The following is a 16,305-nucleotide window of genomic DNA, read 5'->3' as shown; positions in this document are numbered from 1 at the left end:
CTGCAGCCCGATCGATTCGGGTTACAGCCATTGAATTACGCCAGACAGCCCCGCTTGCCCATTCATCTCTGCTCCGCGCGCCGCTTGCCCTTGTCGGCTTCCCTGGCATTGGCGTCGGCCTCGTCGCGAGCCGCCTGCATCTGCTCGAGCGTCTTGGTCTGCAGCCTCGCCGCGCCTTCGTACTCGCGCGTCGGGATGAGATTGCCGGCCGCCAGCCGCTCCTTGGCGGCGGCGATCGCCTCGCCGTACTGCGGCAGCCAGCGCTCGCCGGCGACGAGCATCTCGTCGACGAGCTGCCACACCTCGGGCGGATTGCATACCGCGCCGACGAGCGGATCCATCAGGAACGCCTGGCGCAGCAGCTTGTCGTCGCCGCGCACCGCCGCCTCAACGGCCAGCCGCTGCACGTTCACGCTCGCCTGGCAGACGGCGGCCGGACCGAGCGGCAGGTCGCCGACGACCGGCATCGAGATGCCGTTGCGGTCGACGTAGCCCGGCGCCTCGATGATGCAGTCATCCGGCAGATTCGAGATGACGCCGCGATTGACAACGTTGAAGTGGCCGCGGTACACCCGCCCCGTTTCCAGCGATTCGATGATGTAGCCGCCGTGCTCCTGGCTCCGCTCCGACGCCTCGTACCGCAGCGCAGGCTCCTTCATCCACGCCGGGAACTCCGTCTCGAACCAGAGCCGGCCCTCGGTGCAGACGCGCAGGTAGCCTCCGGTCTCCCCGTTGATCCAGCTGTTCAGGTCGATCCAGTCCGGGATCTCCTGCGGACGCTTGCGGTACCAGGGCACGTATTCGCTCAGATGGCCGTTCGACTCCGTGCTGTAATAGCCGAAGCGCCGCAGCATGTCGATCCGCACCTTTTCCGTCCGGGCGAAGTCGGGATGGCGCTCGAACGCCTCCAGCAGGTCGCCGGTGCGGTCGACGCCGCCGGTCTTGACGCTGACGTACCAGGTCTGGTGGTTGATGCCCGCGCAGACGATGTCCACCTCGTCCATCTCCAGCCCGAGCGCCTGCGCGATCTGATGGTGGCCGCCCTGCACGCCGTGGCACAGCCCGATCGTCCGCACGCCTCCGTACGCGTTGCACGCCCAGGTGAGCATCGCCATCGGATTGGCGTAGTTGAGCAGCAGCGCATCCTCGCGGGCGAACTCGCGGATGTCCTTGCAGATGGCGAGCATCTCGGCGATGCCGCGCTGCCCGTACATGATGCCGCCGGCGCAGAGCGTGTCGCCGACGCACTGGTCGATGCCGTAGCGGAGCGGAATCTCCACGTCGGTGCGGAACGCCTCGAGCCCCCCGATCCGGATCGTGTTGAGGATGTATTTCGCGCCCTTCAGCGCCTCGCGCCGGTCCGTCGTCGCCTGGATCCGGATCGCGAGGCCGTTCTCGTCGATGTCGCGCTGGCAGAGGCTGCGCACCCGCTCCAGATTGTCCGGATCGATGTCGGCGAACGCCACCTCGATTCCCGCGAACTCCGGCACCGACAGCAGATCCCGCAGCAGCCCCCTCGTGAAGCCGATGCTGCCCGCGCCGATAAAAGCAACCTTGAATGACATGTCGCTCTCTCCTCCCTCAATCTCTTGATGGCTCTATGCTAGCCGATATCGGGAAGAAAGCGTTATCGCGGAACGAACCGATTGCTGCGGCTATTGTTCGAAATCCGAACCTTGCCCCGGCGAATAAGCGGAGTCCGGACGGCTGTCCGCCGTCACGGAGCGCCGGAACTCGGACGGCGTCATGCCCGTCTGGCGGCGGAACCACGCATGGAAGTAGGCGCGGCTGCCGAGGCCGACGTAATCCCACAGGTCGGACACGGGGATCGAGGAATGCCGGAGCAGCTGCCGCGCCTTTTCCAGCCGGATCGCCGACAGGTAGCCGCCGAGCGTGACGCCCTCCGCCTGCCGGAAAATCCGCTGCAAATAGCCCGGATGCAGGCGGACCGCCGCCGCCACCTGCTCCGCCTGCAGCGGCTGGTCGAGCCGCTCGGCCATATAGCGCTTGGCCTGCTCCACGTAGCCGTCCTGCGGACGCTCGGCCGCATGGGCCGTCTCCAGCCGCGACAGCCGCAGCAGCAGCTGGGCGTGCAGCAGCCTCGACATGGCGCTGCCGCCGATTCCGGATTCGTCGAGCTCCAGCACGAGCTGGCGCAGCGTCTGCAGCGCCCGCTCCCGGCTGTCCCGCAGCACGAGGCTGGGCGCCTTCCTCGACAGCCACTCCGCCAGCGGCGCGTCCGCCTCGGCAAGAGCGGCCGCCTCCGCGAGCGGCGCTGCCGCCGCCACGAAGCGGAACTCCACGTTGAGCATCCGGCATTCCTCGCGGACGAGCAGGCGATGCGGCACGTTCGCGTCGAGCAGCACGAGGTCTCCGCGCTTCAGGCGGCTGGCGGCGCTGCCCGGCTCCATCGGCGTCCCCAGCTCGGTCTCGACGAGGCAGCCTCCCTCCATGACGTACATGATCTCGGTCGCGTCGTGGCGGTGGTAGTCCATCGCGTAGCCTTGCCATTTTTTGAAATAATACGCCGTCACCTCCGGCTCGCAGCCGCCTCGGCGCACGGCCGGATCAAACAGGCTGCCTGTCCGGAACATCGGTGCTCGCCCTCCCTCTCGCCCAGTCTCGCGCCAGCAGGCCGTAGACGGCATGGTCGAGGAACATGCCGTCCGCATGCTCCTCCTCCCGCAGCACGCCCTCGAGCGAGAAGCCGAGGCGCAGCGCGACCGCCCGGCTGCGGCGGTTGTCCGTGCGCGCGCGGATCTCGACGCGGTTCAGGTCCAGCGTCCCGTAGGCGAACGAGAGCATCTCGGCGGCCGCCTGCGCCATCAGTCCCCGTCCCTGCCAGGCGCTGCCGAGCCAGTAGCCGAGCGACGCCTTGCGGTGGCGGAAGTCCAGCTCCTGGAAGCTGATCATGCCCGCCGCGGACGCCCCGTCCAGCAGCACGGCTGACATCGCCTTGCCCTCCTTGTAGCGCTTGCACTCGAAGCGCACATAATCCTTCATGTCCGCCGCGGAGCGGATCTGTCCGACCCAGGGCAGCCATGCCTCCAGCTCGCGCCGATCCTTTTCCAGCGTCCGGTACAGCGCCTTCGCGTCGGCAGGAGCGAGCACCCGCAGCTCGCAGCCGCCTTCCAGCCGGCGATGGAACATCGCCTTCGCCTCCCTGCCCGAAAGCGGGCTCGTTTTTTCCATCATAGCACGCGATTGTCTTTTTTCGAACGGGATCGTGTACAATAGGACTGCATGACGATACGCGAATGGAGGCTGAACCACTTGAGCAAATTGCAGCAGCAAATCGAACGCTACGCCGATCTCATCATCCGGGTCGGAGTCCGCATCCAGCCCGGACAGAAGCTCGCCATCAACGCGACGCTCGACTCGGCCGACCTGGTGCGCGGACTCGTCCGCAAGGCATACGAGGCAGGAGCCTACTCCGTCAAAGTAAACTGGTCCGACGATACGATCGCCCGCACCCGCTATGAGCTCGCTCCAGACGAGGCTTTCCTCGAGGAGCCCAAATGGTACGCCGGCGAAATGACCGAGCTCGGCGAGCAGGGCGGAGCCGCCATCAGCGTCGTCTCCTCCGACCCCGACCTGCTGAAGGGCATCGACAAGCAGCGGATCGTCAACCACCAGAAGACGTACGGCAAAGCGATGGCGGCCTACCGCCAGATGACGCAGTCCGACAAGTTCAGCTGGTGCGTCGTCGCCGCTCCGTCCAAGGCATGGGCGGCCAAGGTATTCCCCGGCTCCACCGAGGAAGAGCAGTACATAAGCCTTTGGAACTCGATCCTCAAAGCCGTCCGCTGCGATCTCGACGATCCGGTGGCGGCGTGGGAGGAGCATATCGCGAGCCTGAACTCCCGCTCCGAGCATCTGAACGCGCGCAAGTACAAAAAGCTCCATTACACCGCGCCGGGAACCGATCTGACGATCGAGCTGCCGGAGGGCCATCTGTGGGTGGCGGCGGACAGCGTCAACGAGGCCGGCATCCCGTTCGTCGCCAACCTGCCGACCGAGGAAGTGTTCACCGCCGCCAAGGCGGACGGCGTGAACGGCTACGTCTCGAGCACCAAGCCGCTCAGCTACGGCGGCACCATCATCGACAACTTCAAGCTGACGTTCGAGAACGGCAGCGTCGTCAAGGCCGAGGCCGAGCGCGGCCTGGAGACGCTCGAAGGGCTGCTTGAGATGGATGCCGGCGCCCGCCGCATCGGCGAAGTGGCGCTCGTGCCGTTCGACTCCCCGATCTCCCGCTCGAACATCCTGTACTACAATACGCTGTTCGACGAGAACGCCTCGAACCATCTGGCGCTCGGCAGCGCATACGCCTTCAACATCGAGGGCGGCAAAGGGCTTTCCCAGGAAGAGCTCGCCGCCCGCGGCCTGAACACGAGCATCACGCATGTCGACTTCATGATCGGCTCCGCCGACATGAACATCGACGGCATCGCCGAGGACGGCAGCGTAGAGCCGATCTTCCGCGCCGGCAACTGGGCGTTCTAAGCCAGGCATCTGCGAGCGCGCCAGCGGATCTGAACAGGCGTCGCCGCATGCAAAAACCCGGGAACAAACGGACCTCGCTCCGTTCGTTCCCGGGTTTTTTATGATTGCGGACGCTTGCGCCTCGCGGCTCAGCCTCGCTGCCGCGCCTTGGCCGAGCTGCGATAGGCGTCGATGGCCTCCTCCAGCTTGTCGCGCCGGATCGGCTTGCTGAGATAGTCGTCCATGCCCGCCGCGAGGCAGGCTTCCCGGTCGCCGCGCAGCGCGTTCGCCGTCACGGCGACGACATACGGCGGGCGCGCGAGCCCCATCGCCCGGATCTCGTCCATCGTCTCGAAGCCGCCGAGCACCGGCATCAGAATATCGAGCAGCAGCAGATCGTACGGCTCCGGCTCTTGCAGCGCCTCCAGCACCTCGGCACCGTTCGCGACGACGCGGACGGAATGGCCCGACTTTTCGAGCATCTTGCGGATGACGAGCTGATTGATCTCGTTGTCCTCCGCGACCAGCACGCGCAGCGGACCGTCCGGCTCGGGCGCGGCCATCGCCGCATCCGGCAGGGCGTGCGGCGGCTGATCCCGGGCGGCCTTCGCGGCGAAGCGGAAGCGGAAGCGAGAGCCCTGGCCCGGCTCCGACTCGACCTCGATCGTGCCGCCCATCAGCTCCACCAGCCGGCGGGAGATGGCAAGGCCGAGACCGCTTCCCTCCTCCGTACGAGTCATATAGGTGCCGATGCGGCGGAACGGATGGAACAGCTGCTGCTGCTCCGTCTCCGTAATGCCGATGCCGGTATCGGATACCTCGCATTCGATGAGCCTGGAGCCGCGATCCTCGCCGCCCGCCGAAAAGACCGCCCGAATCTGCCCGCGCTCGGTGAACTTGACGGCATTGCCGATCAGGTTGAGCAGCACCTTGCCGAGCTTTTCGCGATCCCCGAGCAGCTCCGCCGGCACGTCCGCGGAGATCGCCGTTTCAAGCTTGAGCCCCTTTTGGACGACGATCGGCATCTGGATCGCGACGATCTCGTCGAGCAGCTCGGCAAGCCGGAACGGACGCTCCTCCGCGGCCTCGGCGCCGGCCGACTCCAGCCGCGTGTAGTCGAGCGTGTCGTTGACGATATGAAGCAGCGCATGGCTGCTCTTGCGGATCAGCTCGATATAGCGCCGGGCCTCTTCCTCGAGCGGCGTGTCGAGCACCATGCGCGTCAGCCCGAGGATGCCGTTCATCGGATTGCGGATCTCGTGGCTCATCATCGTCAGGAATTCGTTTTTGGCCCGGTTCGTCGCTTCGGCGGCTTCCTTTTCGATGAGCAGCTTCTTCTGCTCGCTCATGTCCTTGGCGATCAGGTAATAGCCCTTGATCGTCCCGTTGATGATGATCGGAGCGATCGAGGCGAGGATCTCCGTCACGCGTCCGCTGCGATGCCGCATGCCGCTGAGCTGCCGCTCGGCTTCCGTGTCCTGGCTCGCCTGGCGAAGGATCGGCCCGATCTCCTCGACGAGCAGGTACGGCGAGAAGTCCTTGCCCGCGAGCTCCTCCACCGGCATGCCGAGCATCCGGCCGGCCTCCTGGTTGTAGTTGATCACTCGCCCCTGCAGATCGAGGGAAATGACCGCGTCGTGATTGTATTTCTTGAGCGAGGTATACCGCTCGACCGATTCCTGCAGCTGAAGCTCGAACCGCTTGCGCTCGGAAACGTCCTCGAGGCTGAGCAGATACCCTCCGCCCGCGCCTTCCTCTCCATCGAGCGCGTAGCCGATGATGCGGAACATGCGGCGTTCGCCGCTTTGGAGCGTCATCTCCTCCTCGCAATCGATCGGCTCCAGCTGACGAATGCGGGCCAGCTCCGCCCTGCAGAGGCTGTCCGCCGGAAAGCAGAGCCTCGCGAGCGCGTCGGCTCCGAGGCCCGTCAGCTCCTGCTCCGTGCAGGCGAAGGTGCGGAGAAAGGCCGGATTGACCGTCATGATGCTCAAGCCGGAATCGAAAAGAAGGAGGGGAACGGGGCTGAGGCTGATGACCGAGGCCAGCATGGCCCGGCTGGGCTGGGCTGGCGTCCGCTCCCCCGCTCCGCTCCGCTGCGCTGCGTTTTTTTCCATGATTTGATGTCCACTCCCGGTCCGTCGGTTTGATCTCCCCCTATATTAACCGTATCGGCCGGCTCTCGCACCTCATCTGAAAAAAAAGGCAGGCAAGCCCCCTCAGCCGGCCGGAACGGCCGCCAAGAGCCAGAACTGCTTGGCCTCCTGCCGCAGCAGCGCTTCCGGCGCCGTCACCCGGCCGTCGTCGGGCACGCCCTCGTCGACCGCGCCGCGATACAGCCGGTTGTCCGGATTGGGATCGAAGACGAGGAAGCCCGGCTCCCCTGCCGCCGTCCGCGCCGGCTCGGCCAGCAGAATGAAATGCCCCGCCGACGTGAATCGGCCCGGCTTCATCGAGGCGATGGCCACATCGCCGCGCTGCAGCGCCGCGCGCGCCTCGTCGATGGAGCCCGTCGCCTTGCAGGCGAGGCCGTACTCGCGGCTTGCCGCCGGAAAGAAGCTCCAGGACGTGCCGGAAGCGCGCGTCCGGTGCCCGCCCTTGACGGAAAAGGCCGCCAGCTCCGTCGGCAGCGGCCTGGCGCGCGTCAGGCTCGCGACGGCCATCGCCATGCAGGTCGGACCGCAGCCGGAGCTGCCGATCGTTTCCTTCCCCCCGATCGTGTACGGCACATTTCGCCAGCGCGGGTCCTCCTGGCTGTAATAGATCCGTTCGCGCGAGACGCGCTCCTCGCGGACGGCCGTGGAAGCGAACAGCGCCTCCCAGGTCTGGCGTCCGACGACGCCGGCCGCGCTGCCCGCATTGCCGAGCCGGCTCCGCGTCTTGAAGCGGTTCACCGCATGCAGCGTATTCCGGCCGAAGCAGCCGTCCGCCTTCAGCGGCGCCCCGTCCGCGCCCGAGTAGCCGAGCGCGGAAAGCCGCTCTTGGACGAGCCGCACCGCCGCGCTCGGCGCGGCAGCGCTCGCCGCCGACAGCGGTCCCCCGAATTCAGGCGTCGAGCCCGACGCCGTCGCTCCGCTCATGACGACGCTCTCCCGCCGCCTGCAGGGGGATCGCCGCCCGTGGCCGGCAGACGAATCGAGCTGGAATCGAAATACGGGCTGGACATCCATCCCGCAGCCTCGGCGGCCAAGGCGGTGCCCGCCCCCGCCGCAAGCTCCAACCGCTCCAGCAGCAGCTGCTGGCCGAGCAGCACGTCCTGCAGCATTTCGCAGACGAGCTGAAGCGTCGGCTCGAACGGCGTCTTCCCGGTTCGCGCGAGCGTCCTCTCGGCCAGCTCCTCGCTCATCAGCCGCTCCGCGCGAGCCGACACCTCGAAGCTCGCCGCGACCGGCAGCGAGTCCGCTGCCGGCAGGCGCATCAAGTCCCATGCCTCCGCGCCGGAGCTGCGGATTTCCAGCAGCCCGCCGCCCAGCTCGCCCGCTGCCGCGCCTCCTGCCTGGCGGCCGTTGATGCCCGGCGTCTCGCCCGCTGCCGCCGCGCCCTCTTTGCGGAGCTTGCGCTTCGTGTCATCGCTCACCGGGCTTCACCGCCTTTACGAATAGTTCCGCGTTGCGATCGAGCCCCTGCGTCGCGATCCGCAGCACGCCGGGCTCGCGGCTCGTCACCATGAACGTCGCGGTGCCGCCGCTGACCTGCACCGGCTGCGTCTGGCCCTGCACCGACACCGGCACGACGCCGCTGAAGCTCTCGTCCAGCCGCGACATCCAATCTCCGACAAGCAGCATGACCCGGATCGCATCCGCGCCGTCCGCGGCCAGCTCTCCTTTGTCGGCCGTCAACAGCGCCGCAGTGCCCGCCAGGACGCCGTCCGCATAGCGGGCGAACAGCAGGCCCGGCTGTCCGTACTGCTCCTCCGTCAACGGCACGAGCGAGCTGTGCTCGAACGGCTCCGGAAAATCGCAGCGCCCGACGACCCGTCCGTCCGCCGCGATTTGCGCGTAATAGCTAGGCATATTCAATCACCTCCCAGGAAATGAAAACCGTCCGGCCCGCAGGCAGTCCTCCGGCGAACAGATAGATCCGCTCGCTGAACAGCACGGCGTAGACGCCTGACGAGGTGCCGGCATCGCTTTTGACCTGATATAAAGTGGATGTCACTTGGAGAAAGCTTTTCGAGCGGTCGATCCACGGAATCGGCACGTTGACGGAGTCGCTCGGATTCGCGATCGACGTCTCGCCTCTCAGCACCTGCTTGATTCCCACGCCTTTCCACCCCGTTCCGTCGTTGTACTGCAGCTTGCCGCCCGCGGCGGAAAAATGGATGCCGTCCACCTTGTCGGCGTTGGCTGCGCTCGTGGCATTGCCCGCCCCCGCCGCGTAATCGGCCGTCAGCGCGCGCTGGGCGAGCGTGTTGCTGCCCGCCAGCCGCGAGGTGATCGCGAAGTTGAAATGGACCAGGCCGACTCCGTTGCGCTGCGCGAGCACGAGCCGGTTCCGATGGTCGTAAGGACGTCCGTTTTCCAAATAGACGCCCTTCTGAGCCGCGATCTCGCCTGCCGTCCCAAACGGCAGATCGATATAAAGATAATCCCACGCGCCGAGCGTGAACGTGCCCCGCGACACCCGGATGTAGCTGCCCGAGGCCGGATTCATGACGATGAGCGTGCCGTCGAGCGTCACCTTGCCCGCCCCGTCGTCGACGATGCCGCCCTCGCTCATGACGACGAGTCCTTGCAGCCGCGCATTTAGCCCCCAGCCGCGCTCGTCGTCGAGCGGGTCGAGATCCCGGTTGCCGTGGCTCGAGCTGAACACGCTCAGGCAGGAGACGGAAGCGGAGCCGTCGGCGGCAGCGGCCGCCTTGACCGTCAGCCGGACATAGCGGCAATCGGCGTTCGCCGAGAACGGCAGGTACGACAGCGGCGAATAGGCCGGCTTGCCGGCATGATCGTAGGTCTTGACCCAGTCGGTCCCGTTCGGACTCGCCTCGACGATGAAGTCCTTCGGCAGCGAGGCGGCGCTCTGGACCGGCCATCCGCCAAAGCTGATCCCTTCCAGCTTGGCGCAAGGCAGGCCGAGATCGACCGTCAGCGACAGCGGATAAACGGAGCCGGCAGGCAGCGCCCAGCGGCCTCCCTCTCCGGCCGCCGCGGAAGACCACGGAGCGGTCGGCAGGCCGATCAGCACGCCGCCCGTCGCGGCGGCGCGTTTGTTTTTGGCGACGTTGGCCGAGCTCGTCTTGACGACGAACCGGTCCAGCGCTTCGATATTTTCATTTTGAGCCGCTCTGCGGACGATGTCCGAGGGCTCGAATGTCTTGAGTCCGCTAGGCAGCTGCGCCATGACGGATCACTTCCCTTCCACAGGATTCCACACCTCAAGCGCGTCCCAGCTGAAGCCGAGCCGCTCCAGCGCGTTCCAGTCCAGTCCGGCCGCGTCCAGCTCTTCCCATCGCAGATAGGTGAACTGGAACTCCAGCAGCAGATGGGCCGGCAAAATCTCGCGCACCGCCGACTTCACGTCCGCCAGGTTCGGCGGCACGCCGCGCTTGCCGATGAACGTGACGACGACCTTCCAGTCGCCGAACTTCTCCTCGACCGAGATCTCGCCGTTCTCGAACGAATCGACGACGCTGCGGATGACGGCGAGCGTCACCGTGCCGGCTCCGCGCAGCCGCGACTTGATCAGCGAGCGCCGCTGGTCGAGCGGCTTGCTGCCGCTTGCGGTGATGCCGCAGGCCTCTTCCCAGCGGGACAAGCCCCATGTCGCCGTCTCGAGGAAAAACTGGCGGAACGCCTCGTCCAGCTGGCCGGAGGCGAACGCCAGCTCCGCCGCCTCGCGCTCGATGATCGCGATCGCGGCGAGCGCATCTTCGTAATACTTGGGCAGCATGCCCATCATCTGCTCCGCCAGGCTATACGTCATACTCGATCTCGACCTTTCCCGCGACCGGCACCATGTCCGCCTCGAGCGCGATGTCGGCGCTGCCGCCGTTCATCGCCAGGCTGACGTAATCGTCGACCTCGTCGATGCCGATCAGGATACCGGCGATGCGGTTGAACGGCACGCGGTCCTTCTTAAAGGCGAGGCCGGCCAGATAGGCGGCCAGCCGCCGCCGGAACTCGGCGACGATCGGCTCGAGCTCCACGCCCGGCACGAAGCGCAGCTGCGCCGCGACGTCGATCTCGATTCCTTTCGCCGGAGCGACCGTCACCTTGGCCCCGATCGGCCTGCGCGCCTCGATCGCTGCCCGCGCCAGATCGACCTTGTCCGGCTTGGCCGGCGTTCCGTCTGGGCCGAGCAGCGACAGCTTGACCGTGCCGCCCCCTTGCCACACCTCGAACACCTTGACGTCGCCGATGCCTTCCACCTCCAGCGCCCACTGGCGGTAATGGCCGGCGTTGCCGCTCGTGGCTGGCGTGCGGACGCGGTCATAGTACCGCTGCAGCAGCGACGCGTCGCTCTCTTCATCCGCCCCGCCGGCGAACGCCTTCGGATTGCTGACGGCGACGATGCCGGCCAGATCGCCCAGCACGCGGCTGATCGAGCCCGGCTGCACGTTGCCGGCCGCGCCCGGCTCCGAGGAGACCGCGCGGACGAGGATCTGCTTGCCTTCCCCGATGGTCGCCGCCTCGCGGGTCGCGAACGAGACCGTCCCGTCCGGCAGCGAGGCGATCGTTCCCTCGCGGATGCGGGTGCCCGCGGCTCCGGCGAACAGCAGCTCGCCGGAGCTTTTCGTGCCGGGCTTGCGCGCCAGTCCCATCTCGGCGGCGCGCAGATCGAGATACGGACCCGGCTGCTGCGGTCCGGCGAACCCCCAGTCCAGCGTCTGGCCGAGCCGAATGTAGAGCTGGGCCAGCTCGATCGCCGCCGGCGACAGCATGTCGTGGACGACCGACCCCGGCCGGCGGTCGAGCTCCGGCGGCACGGCCGCCAGCATCCGCTCCAGAATCGCTTGCTTCGTATGCTGCTCAAACAAGCAGCGTCACCTCCTGCTGCAATAATCCGTCCTTGTGGACGACCGCGAAGCGGGCGCTCAGCCGGTCTCCCTGGCTGTCCAGGGCAAAATCCACCACGTCCAGCACCCGGTCGTCCGCGAGCAGCGCTTCCCGGATGACGCGCGGAACCTCGCTGCGCATCAGCTCCGGCGTCAAGTCCTCGCCGATCAGGCGCTCGAGCTCGGAGCCGTAGCTCCAGTCGCAGGCGAGATAGCGGAAGCGCGCCGTCCGCAGCGCCTTCTCGACCGCCTGACGCAGCGCCTCCTCCCCGTCGATCAGCCGGTTCTCGAGCTGTCCGCCAGCGAAGTCGAGCGCGTACGTCCGGGACGGACGCGGCGCCGGCGGCGCGGCGGATGCGGCCGAGCTTCGCGGCTTCAGCGGCGACAGCGCCATCAGTACGTCACCGCCCGATCGAGGACGAGGTACAGCTGGCCCTGCTGCACGCCGGCGACGATGACGCGCTCGCCCGGCTTGAGCTCGTCGATGTAGGTGAGCTCGGCGTCCGAAAGCGCGAAGTCGCCCGCTTGCATCTCCAATTTCTGCGTCGTAATCGTAAGCGTCCCTCCCGATGTCACCAGCGTTGCCGAGGAGGGCGACAAGCCCGCGCTTGCGCTCATGACTTTCTCCGCGTCCACCTTTACCTTGCGCATGTGGCTCGTCAGCCTCTCGGCGACGACGAGATCGTCCTTCTCCAGCACCAGCTCCGTATGGTCGAGCCGGATCTTCAGCTCGGGAGGCTCCGCGACGACGGTGCCGAGCTCGATCGTCGTATCCGCGTTCCAGCCGATGCTCCGCATGAGCTGCACGAGCTGGCTCGCGCCCGAACCTTCTGCTCTGTCCATGCTGCTTCCCTCCTGTCCGTTGTACGGCGCGTCTTCATCCTCAGTCCGCTTCCTCCATCGCTGTCAGCGTCAGCGCCATGCGATGCGCGCCGCCCTCGTACGAATGCTCGTCGGCGGTGATCGCATACCGGCCGACGATGCCGCTCAGCCGCTCCTCGACCTTGACGACCGCGCCCGAGACCGCTTCCTCGATGCCGAGCGCCTCGATTCTGGCCTCGTCGGCAAACGTCGCCAGCTGCCGCAGCAGCTCGTCGGCCTGCTGCTGCATCATCGAGCGGCTCATCGCCGCGCTCGGCTTGACGAAATGCTGCATGACGCCGAACCGCTCCGCGAGCTCGGCGCTGCGGACGACGACGGCCTGCTCCGTGCGCTGCGGGTCGAGGCCCATCACCTTCACCTGCGTCTTCATCTCCTCCATCGACTGCGAGCAGGACGCCGACAGCAAATTCCGCCCCGCCTCGATGCGCCACGGCACGAGCTGCGCGCTGCGCTCCCGCAGCTCGACCCGGCCTTCCCGCGAGCCAAGCTCGAACCGGCGTCCGTTCTGCTCTTCCGTCATCTCGAGCGCCTTCGTCATCATCTCGTACAGCGTCTTGTCGCGCTGGATCAGCTTCGGAATGACGAAGCCGGTCGAGGCGAGCTCGCCGACAGGCACGCCGAACTCGCCGCACAGCTGGCGGATGATGCCGTCCGCGGTCATGCGGCGGAACAGACGCGAGTCCTTCGTTTTGGTCAGGTAGATGTTCTCGTCGTACGCCGTCGCCGACATGCGGCCGCCGGAGTCGATCGAGTCCGCGAACACGACGCCGCGAAAAAGCTCCGCGCCCGACTCGCCCGCGAGCCGCAGCTCGCCGCCCTTGTCGATCTCAGCCAGCCGGCTGCGGCCGTCGGCCGTGTTGACCAGCTCGACGACGAGCTTGCGCGCCGCCTGCTTGACATCGCCCGACCAGCGGATCGACATGCACATCGCGCTCAGATCCAGCTCCTCGCCGCCGCGCCGCACATGCGTCAGCGTCCAGCTCATGCCGGCACCGCCAGCTTGAGCCCGACCTTCAGCCGGTTCGGATCCTTGCCGATGGCGGCCTGGTTGGCCGCATGCAGCTCCCGCCAGCGGTCGCCGTCGCCCCAGATCCGCTGGGCGATCTTCCACAGGCTGTCGCCGGCGACGACGACATAGAACGCCGGCGGCGTGGGCGAGCCGTCCTTGCGCTCCTGCTCTGCGGCCGGCTCCGCCTGCACCGGGCGGTACTGCTTGAGCGCGAGCTCATAATAGAGGTCGCCGGGGCTGCCGGCCCGCTCCTCGTAGGAGAACGAGCGGATCGTCGTCGGCACGCCCTCGACCGTCGTGCCCGTGATGTCGAACGTCACCGGCTTGCGGGCCCGCATCCAGCCCTCCACGAGCTGGACGCAGCTCCAGGGCGGCTCGAACTCCATATGCTCGCAGTAGCCAGGATGATAGTCGCGGGGGAAAAAGGAGGAGATCGCAAACTCGCTGAGGCCCGCTTCGCCGAATACGGTACGCTCGCCGAGCGCCACGACCGAGAGGTCCTGGTAGCCCTGCGACAGCTTCACCGACAGGACGGCCGGATTGACCGGCAGCCGCAGCCGCTTGCCTCCGCCGTCCGGCGTCAGCCAAAATTGCATGCCGCTCATCCCATCAGCCCTCCCGCGGCGCGGATTTCACGCGCGAGCGCGCGGGCGATGCCGTCGATGTCGCTTTCCTGGCGGACGTGGAACGTATTGCCCGTCACCGTCACCGCCAGCCCGGCGGCTCCTCCTCCGGACAGCTCGCGGTTCTCCTGCGCGCTCAGCACGCGCTCGCCCTTGTGCAGGCGCGCGACCATGCCGTCGTACGGCACGTAGCCGAGGCCATGGTAATGGCCGGGCAGGGCGGCCGCGCCGGCAGGTCCGGCGGCCGCCACCGTGACGGTCGCGTCCTCCCCGAGGCCGAGGAAGCCTTTGACCTTGTTCCACTTTTCCAGAATGCCGCCGACAAAGTCGTTGAAATACTTCTTGATGTCATCGAAATGATACTTGAACAGATAGGCCAGTCCTGCGACCGCCGCTCCGACGAGCAGCACGGGAGCGAGGATCGCCAGGATCGGCGCCGCCACCGCCCAGGCGGCCGCGGCCGAAGCGAGCAGCGACGGCGCGAAGACGCCGATGAGAATCCCGGCCATGACAGCCGCCGAGATGCCGAGAATATCCGCGTTGCGCGCGAACACCTCCATGACGGTGACGATGCCTTCGCCAAGCGGCAGCAGCGCCTCGCCGAGCGGCGCCAGCGCGATCGTGACCCGGTTCTGCAGCGCGCCCCAGCCGTCGCCGAAGCTTTGCAGCTGCTGCGACTGCGCCGAGATGCTGCCGCTCGCCTCGCTCATCGAGCCGAGCATGCCTTTGAAGCCGTCGGTGCTGCCGCGCAGCGCCAGCGCCAGGTCGATGCCGGCCTCTTGGCCGAATACGCCGATCGCCAGTTTGGCCGCTTCGGCGATCGACTCCGCTTGCCGGATCTGCGAGGCGATGATTTCGAAGCCTCCCTCCGGCAGCTGCATCGTTCCGCCTTCCACTTTTTTCAGCACATCCTGGATCGGATTGATGCCTGCCTTTTGCCACTTGGCCATCAGCGCCGTCGAGGCATCGAGTCCGAGCTCCATCTCCTGGAACGAGCCGGCCGAATCGCTCACGCCCTTCATCAGGGCGGCCATATCGGTCTTTCCGGCCCGGCTCGCGGCGAAAAACCTGTCGAGCGTCCCTGAGCTGTCGCCAAGCTTGACGTCCCAACTGTTCATGATGCCGGCCAGCGACTCCGCCATGGCGGCGCTGTCCCCTCCTGTCAGCCGAGACGCGTCCAGCAGCGTCTTGGACGTCTTCTCCAGTCCGGCGCCCGTGAGCGGCAAGCTGCCGCGCAGCGTGCCCATCGCCTTGGCGACTTCGTCCAGGTTTTGCGGCACTTGCGATCCGACCTTGCGGAAAGACTCCAGCAGCTCCCCCATCTGCTCGCCAGGCACTCCGGCGGACGCCCGCAGGATCGAAGAAGCCTTGCCGAATGTTTCGGCCGCCTCCAGCGATTTCGTTCCGACCGCGACAATCGCGCCTCCGGCCATCGCTGCCGCCGCCGCTCCATGCTCCTTGACCAAACCCTTGTGCTGCTCGTACACGCCCCTCCCCTTCTCGCGAAGCCCTTGAGCATACGACTTGACCGCCGTCACGCCGCGATTTTTGTAGCCCGCCCAGCGCTCGCGCATCGGCCGGCTATGCTCGGCCAAATACGCTCTTGCCGGAGCCGCCGCCTGCGAGACAGCGTCCTTCGCCTTGCCCCATCCTTCCCGGACCGGCTTCGTCGAGTCCATCCATTTCTGGCCTGCCCAGCTCCTGGCTCTGCCTCCCAGCGCCTTCGCGCCTCCCCACCCCGACTTCATCATGCCGGTCAGCGGAGCGATCGACCTTTCCTTGAACGCGAAGCGGATGCCTCCCTTGACGATGCTTTTCGACGCCCTCGCCGAGGCATTGCCGACCGCCTTCGCGGCATTGCCGACCGCCTTCGCCGATGCGCTTCCCGCGGCTCTCACGACATTGCCGGCGGCATTTGCGGCTTTGGCCGTGCCTGCCGCGGCTTCCCTTCCGAGCGCCTTGATCTGATCGCCCGCATCCTTCCGGACTTTTCTCATCTGTTCGAGGAAATCCTTGGCCTGCTTCTGCTTCTCTGCTATGCTCCGCCCGGCCGCTCCCAACGGGTCCAACTTGGACAGCTGCTCCATCTGACGGCGAATCTTATCCATCAGCCGCGAGAACTGCTCCAGCGCGGCGTTCTGGGACGGTCCGGGCGCAGCGCCTCCTGTGCTCATATCCGCCCGCGCCTCCTTTCGATCGACCGAATCCTACCTGCGGGCGGCCGCCCGCTCGCTCGCCTTCCGCGCCTTCTCCTCTTCCTCCAGCTGCAGCATCATCGAGGCGTACATGAAGCGCTTGAAGCGCTCCTCCTTGTT

The 16,305-nt window shown here is 66.9% G+C and carries 16 protein-coding genes; 1 reads left to right on the top strand and 15 read right to left on the bottom strand.

From position 1 onward, the window contains the following. Positions 1 to 62 precede the first annotated feature (62 nt). From NYE40_RS10140 to NYE40_RS10130, 3 genes are all read right to left on the bottom strand, one after another. Positions 63 to 1,565 (bottom strand): alpha-glucosidase/alpha-galactosidase, encoded by a 1,503-nt coding sequence (locus NYE40_RS10140; RefSeq protein ID WP_028599629.1) that lies wholly within the window; start codon positions 1,563 to 1,565, stop codon positions 63 to 65. A 90-nt stretch (positions 1,566 to 1,655) separates the two neighbouring features. Next, positions 1,656 to 2,594 (bottom strand): AraC family transcriptional regulator, encoded by a 939-nt coding sequence (locus NYE40_RS10135; RefSeq protein WP_052333404.1) that lies wholly within the window; start codon positions 2,592 to 2,594, stop codon positions 1,656 to 1,658. Beyond that, complete coding sequence (locus NYE40_RS10130; protein WP_164820098.1) at positions 2,569 to 3,150, bottom strand: GNAT family protein; 582 nt, start codon at positions 3,148 to 3,150, stop codon at positions 2,569 to 2,571. Before NYE40_RS10130 ends, NYE40_RS10135 begins: the two co-directional genes overlap by 26 nt. Before the next feature lie 123 nt (positions 3,151 to 3,273). Between NYE40_RS10130 and NYE40_RS10125 the strand changes: the two genes are divergently transcribed. Then, positions 3,274 to 4,506 (top strand): aminopeptidase, encoded by a 1,233-nt coding sequence (locus NYE40_RS10125; protein WP_028599628.1) that lies wholly within the window; start codon positions 3,274 to 3,276, stop codon positions 4,504 to 4,506. A gap of 128 nt (positions 4,507 to 4,634) precedes the next feature. Here NYE40_RS10125 and NYE40_RS10120 read toward each other — a convergent pair whose 3' ends face one another. The 12 genes from NYE40_RS10120 to NYE40_RS10065 all read right to left on the bottom strand — a co-directional run bounded on the left by NYE40_RS10120 (position 4,635) and on the right by NYE40_RS10065 (position 16,164). Beyond that, positions 4,635 to 6,599, bottom strand: coding sequence for a PAS domain-containing hybrid sensor histidine kinase/response regulator (locus tag NYE40_RS10120; protein WP_052333402.1), 1,965 nt, complete (start codon positions 6,597 to 6,599; stop codon positions 4,635 to 4,637). A gap of 102 nt (positions 6,600 to 6,701) precedes the next feature. Beyond that, a complete protein-coding gene (locus NYE40_RS10115) occupies positions 6,702 to 7,562 on the bottom strand; it encodes a C39 family peptidase (protein WP_052333401.1) in 861 nt (286 codons plus the stop codon). Next, positions 7,559 to 8,059 (bottom strand): hypothetical protein, encoded by a 501-nt coding sequence (locus NYE40_RS10110; RefSeq protein ID WP_028599626.1) that lies wholly within the window; start codon positions 8,057 to 8,059, stop codon positions 7,559 to 7,561. Before NYE40_RS10110 ends, NYE40_RS10115 begins: the two co-directional genes overlap by 4 nt. Next, the gene (locus NYE40_RS10105; protein WP_028599625.1) at positions 8,049 to 8,495 is read right to left on the bottom strand and encodes a hypothetical protein; all 447 of its coding nucleotides are present in this window, start codon (positions 8,493 to 8,495) and stop codon (positions 8,049 to 8,051) included. The genes NYE40_RS10110 and NYE40_RS10105 overlap by 11 nt, the downstream gene beginning before the upstream one ends. Further along, positions 8,488 to 9,822, bottom strand: coding sequence for a discoidin domain-containing protein (locus tag NYE40_RS10100; protein WP_339279855.1), 1,335 nt, complete (start codon positions 9,820 to 9,822; stop codon positions 8,488 to 8,490). Before NYE40_RS10100 ends, NYE40_RS10105 begins: the two co-directional genes overlap by 8 nt. A gap of 6 nt (positions 9,823 to 9,828) precedes the next feature. Further along, on the bottom strand, positions 9,829 to 10,404 hold the full coding sequence (locus tag NYE40_RS10095; RefSeq protein ID WP_153783430.1) for a putative phage tail protein: 576 nt from the start codon (positions 10,402 to 10,404) through the stop codon (positions 9,829 to 9,831). Continuing rightward, positions 10,394 to 11,458 carry a baseplate J/gp47 family protein gene (locus NYE40_RS10090; RefSeq protein WP_153783429.1) on the bottom strand — a complete coding sequence of 355 codons (1,065 nt, stop codon included), beginning with the start codon at positions 11,456 to 11,458 and terminating at the stop codon, positions 10,394 to 10,396. Before NYE40_RS10090 ends, NYE40_RS10095 begins: the two co-directional genes overlap by 11 nt. Next, a complete protein-coding gene (locus NYE40_RS10085; RefSeq protein ID WP_153783428.1) occupies positions 11,451 to 11,870 on the bottom strand; it encodes a DUF2634 domain-containing protein in 420 nt (139 codons plus the stop codon). Before NYE40_RS10085 ends, NYE40_RS10090 begins: the two co-directional genes overlap by 8 nt. After that, on the bottom strand, positions 11,870 to 12,319 hold the full coding sequence (locus tag NYE40_RS10080; RefSeq protein ID WP_153783427.1) for a DUF2577 domain-containing protein: 450 nt from the start codon (positions 12,317 to 12,319) through the stop codon (positions 11,870 to 11,872). The genes NYE40_RS10085 and NYE40_RS10080 overlap by 1 nt, the downstream gene beginning before the upstream one ends. A 40-nt stretch (positions 12,320 to 12,359) precedes the next feature. Further along, complete coding sequence (locus NYE40_RS10075; protein ID WP_043111536.1) at positions 12,360 to 13,343, bottom strand: hypothetical protein; 984 nt, start codon at positions 13,341 to 13,343, stop codon at positions 12,360 to 12,362. Then, positions 13,340 to 13,972: a LysM peptidoglycan-binding domain-containing protein gene (locus NYE40_RS10070; protein WP_028599619.1), complete on the bottom strand. Its 633-nt coding sequence runs from the start codon at positions 13,970 to 13,972 to the stop codon at positions 13,340 to 13,342. Before NYE40_RS10070 ends, NYE40_RS10075 begins: the two co-directional genes overlap by 4 nt. Then, positions 13,969 to 16,164, bottom strand: a complete 2,196-nt coding sequence (locus NYE40_RS10065; RefSeq protein WP_028599618.1) for a hypothetical protein — start codon at positions 16,162 to 16,164, stop codon at positions 13,969 to 13,971. Before NYE40_RS10065 ends, NYE40_RS10070 begins: the two co-directional genes overlap by 4 nt. Positions 16,165 to 16,305: the final 141 nt, after the last annotated feature.

This window comes from Paenibacillus sp. FSL W8-1187 (assembly GCF_037965485.1).
Taxonomy (GTDB): domain Bacteria; phylum Bacillota; class Bacilli; order Paenibacillales; family Paenibacillaceae; genus Paenibacillus_O; species Paenibacillus_O pasadenensis.
This window is presented reverse-complemented; position numbering and strand designations above follow the sequence as displayed.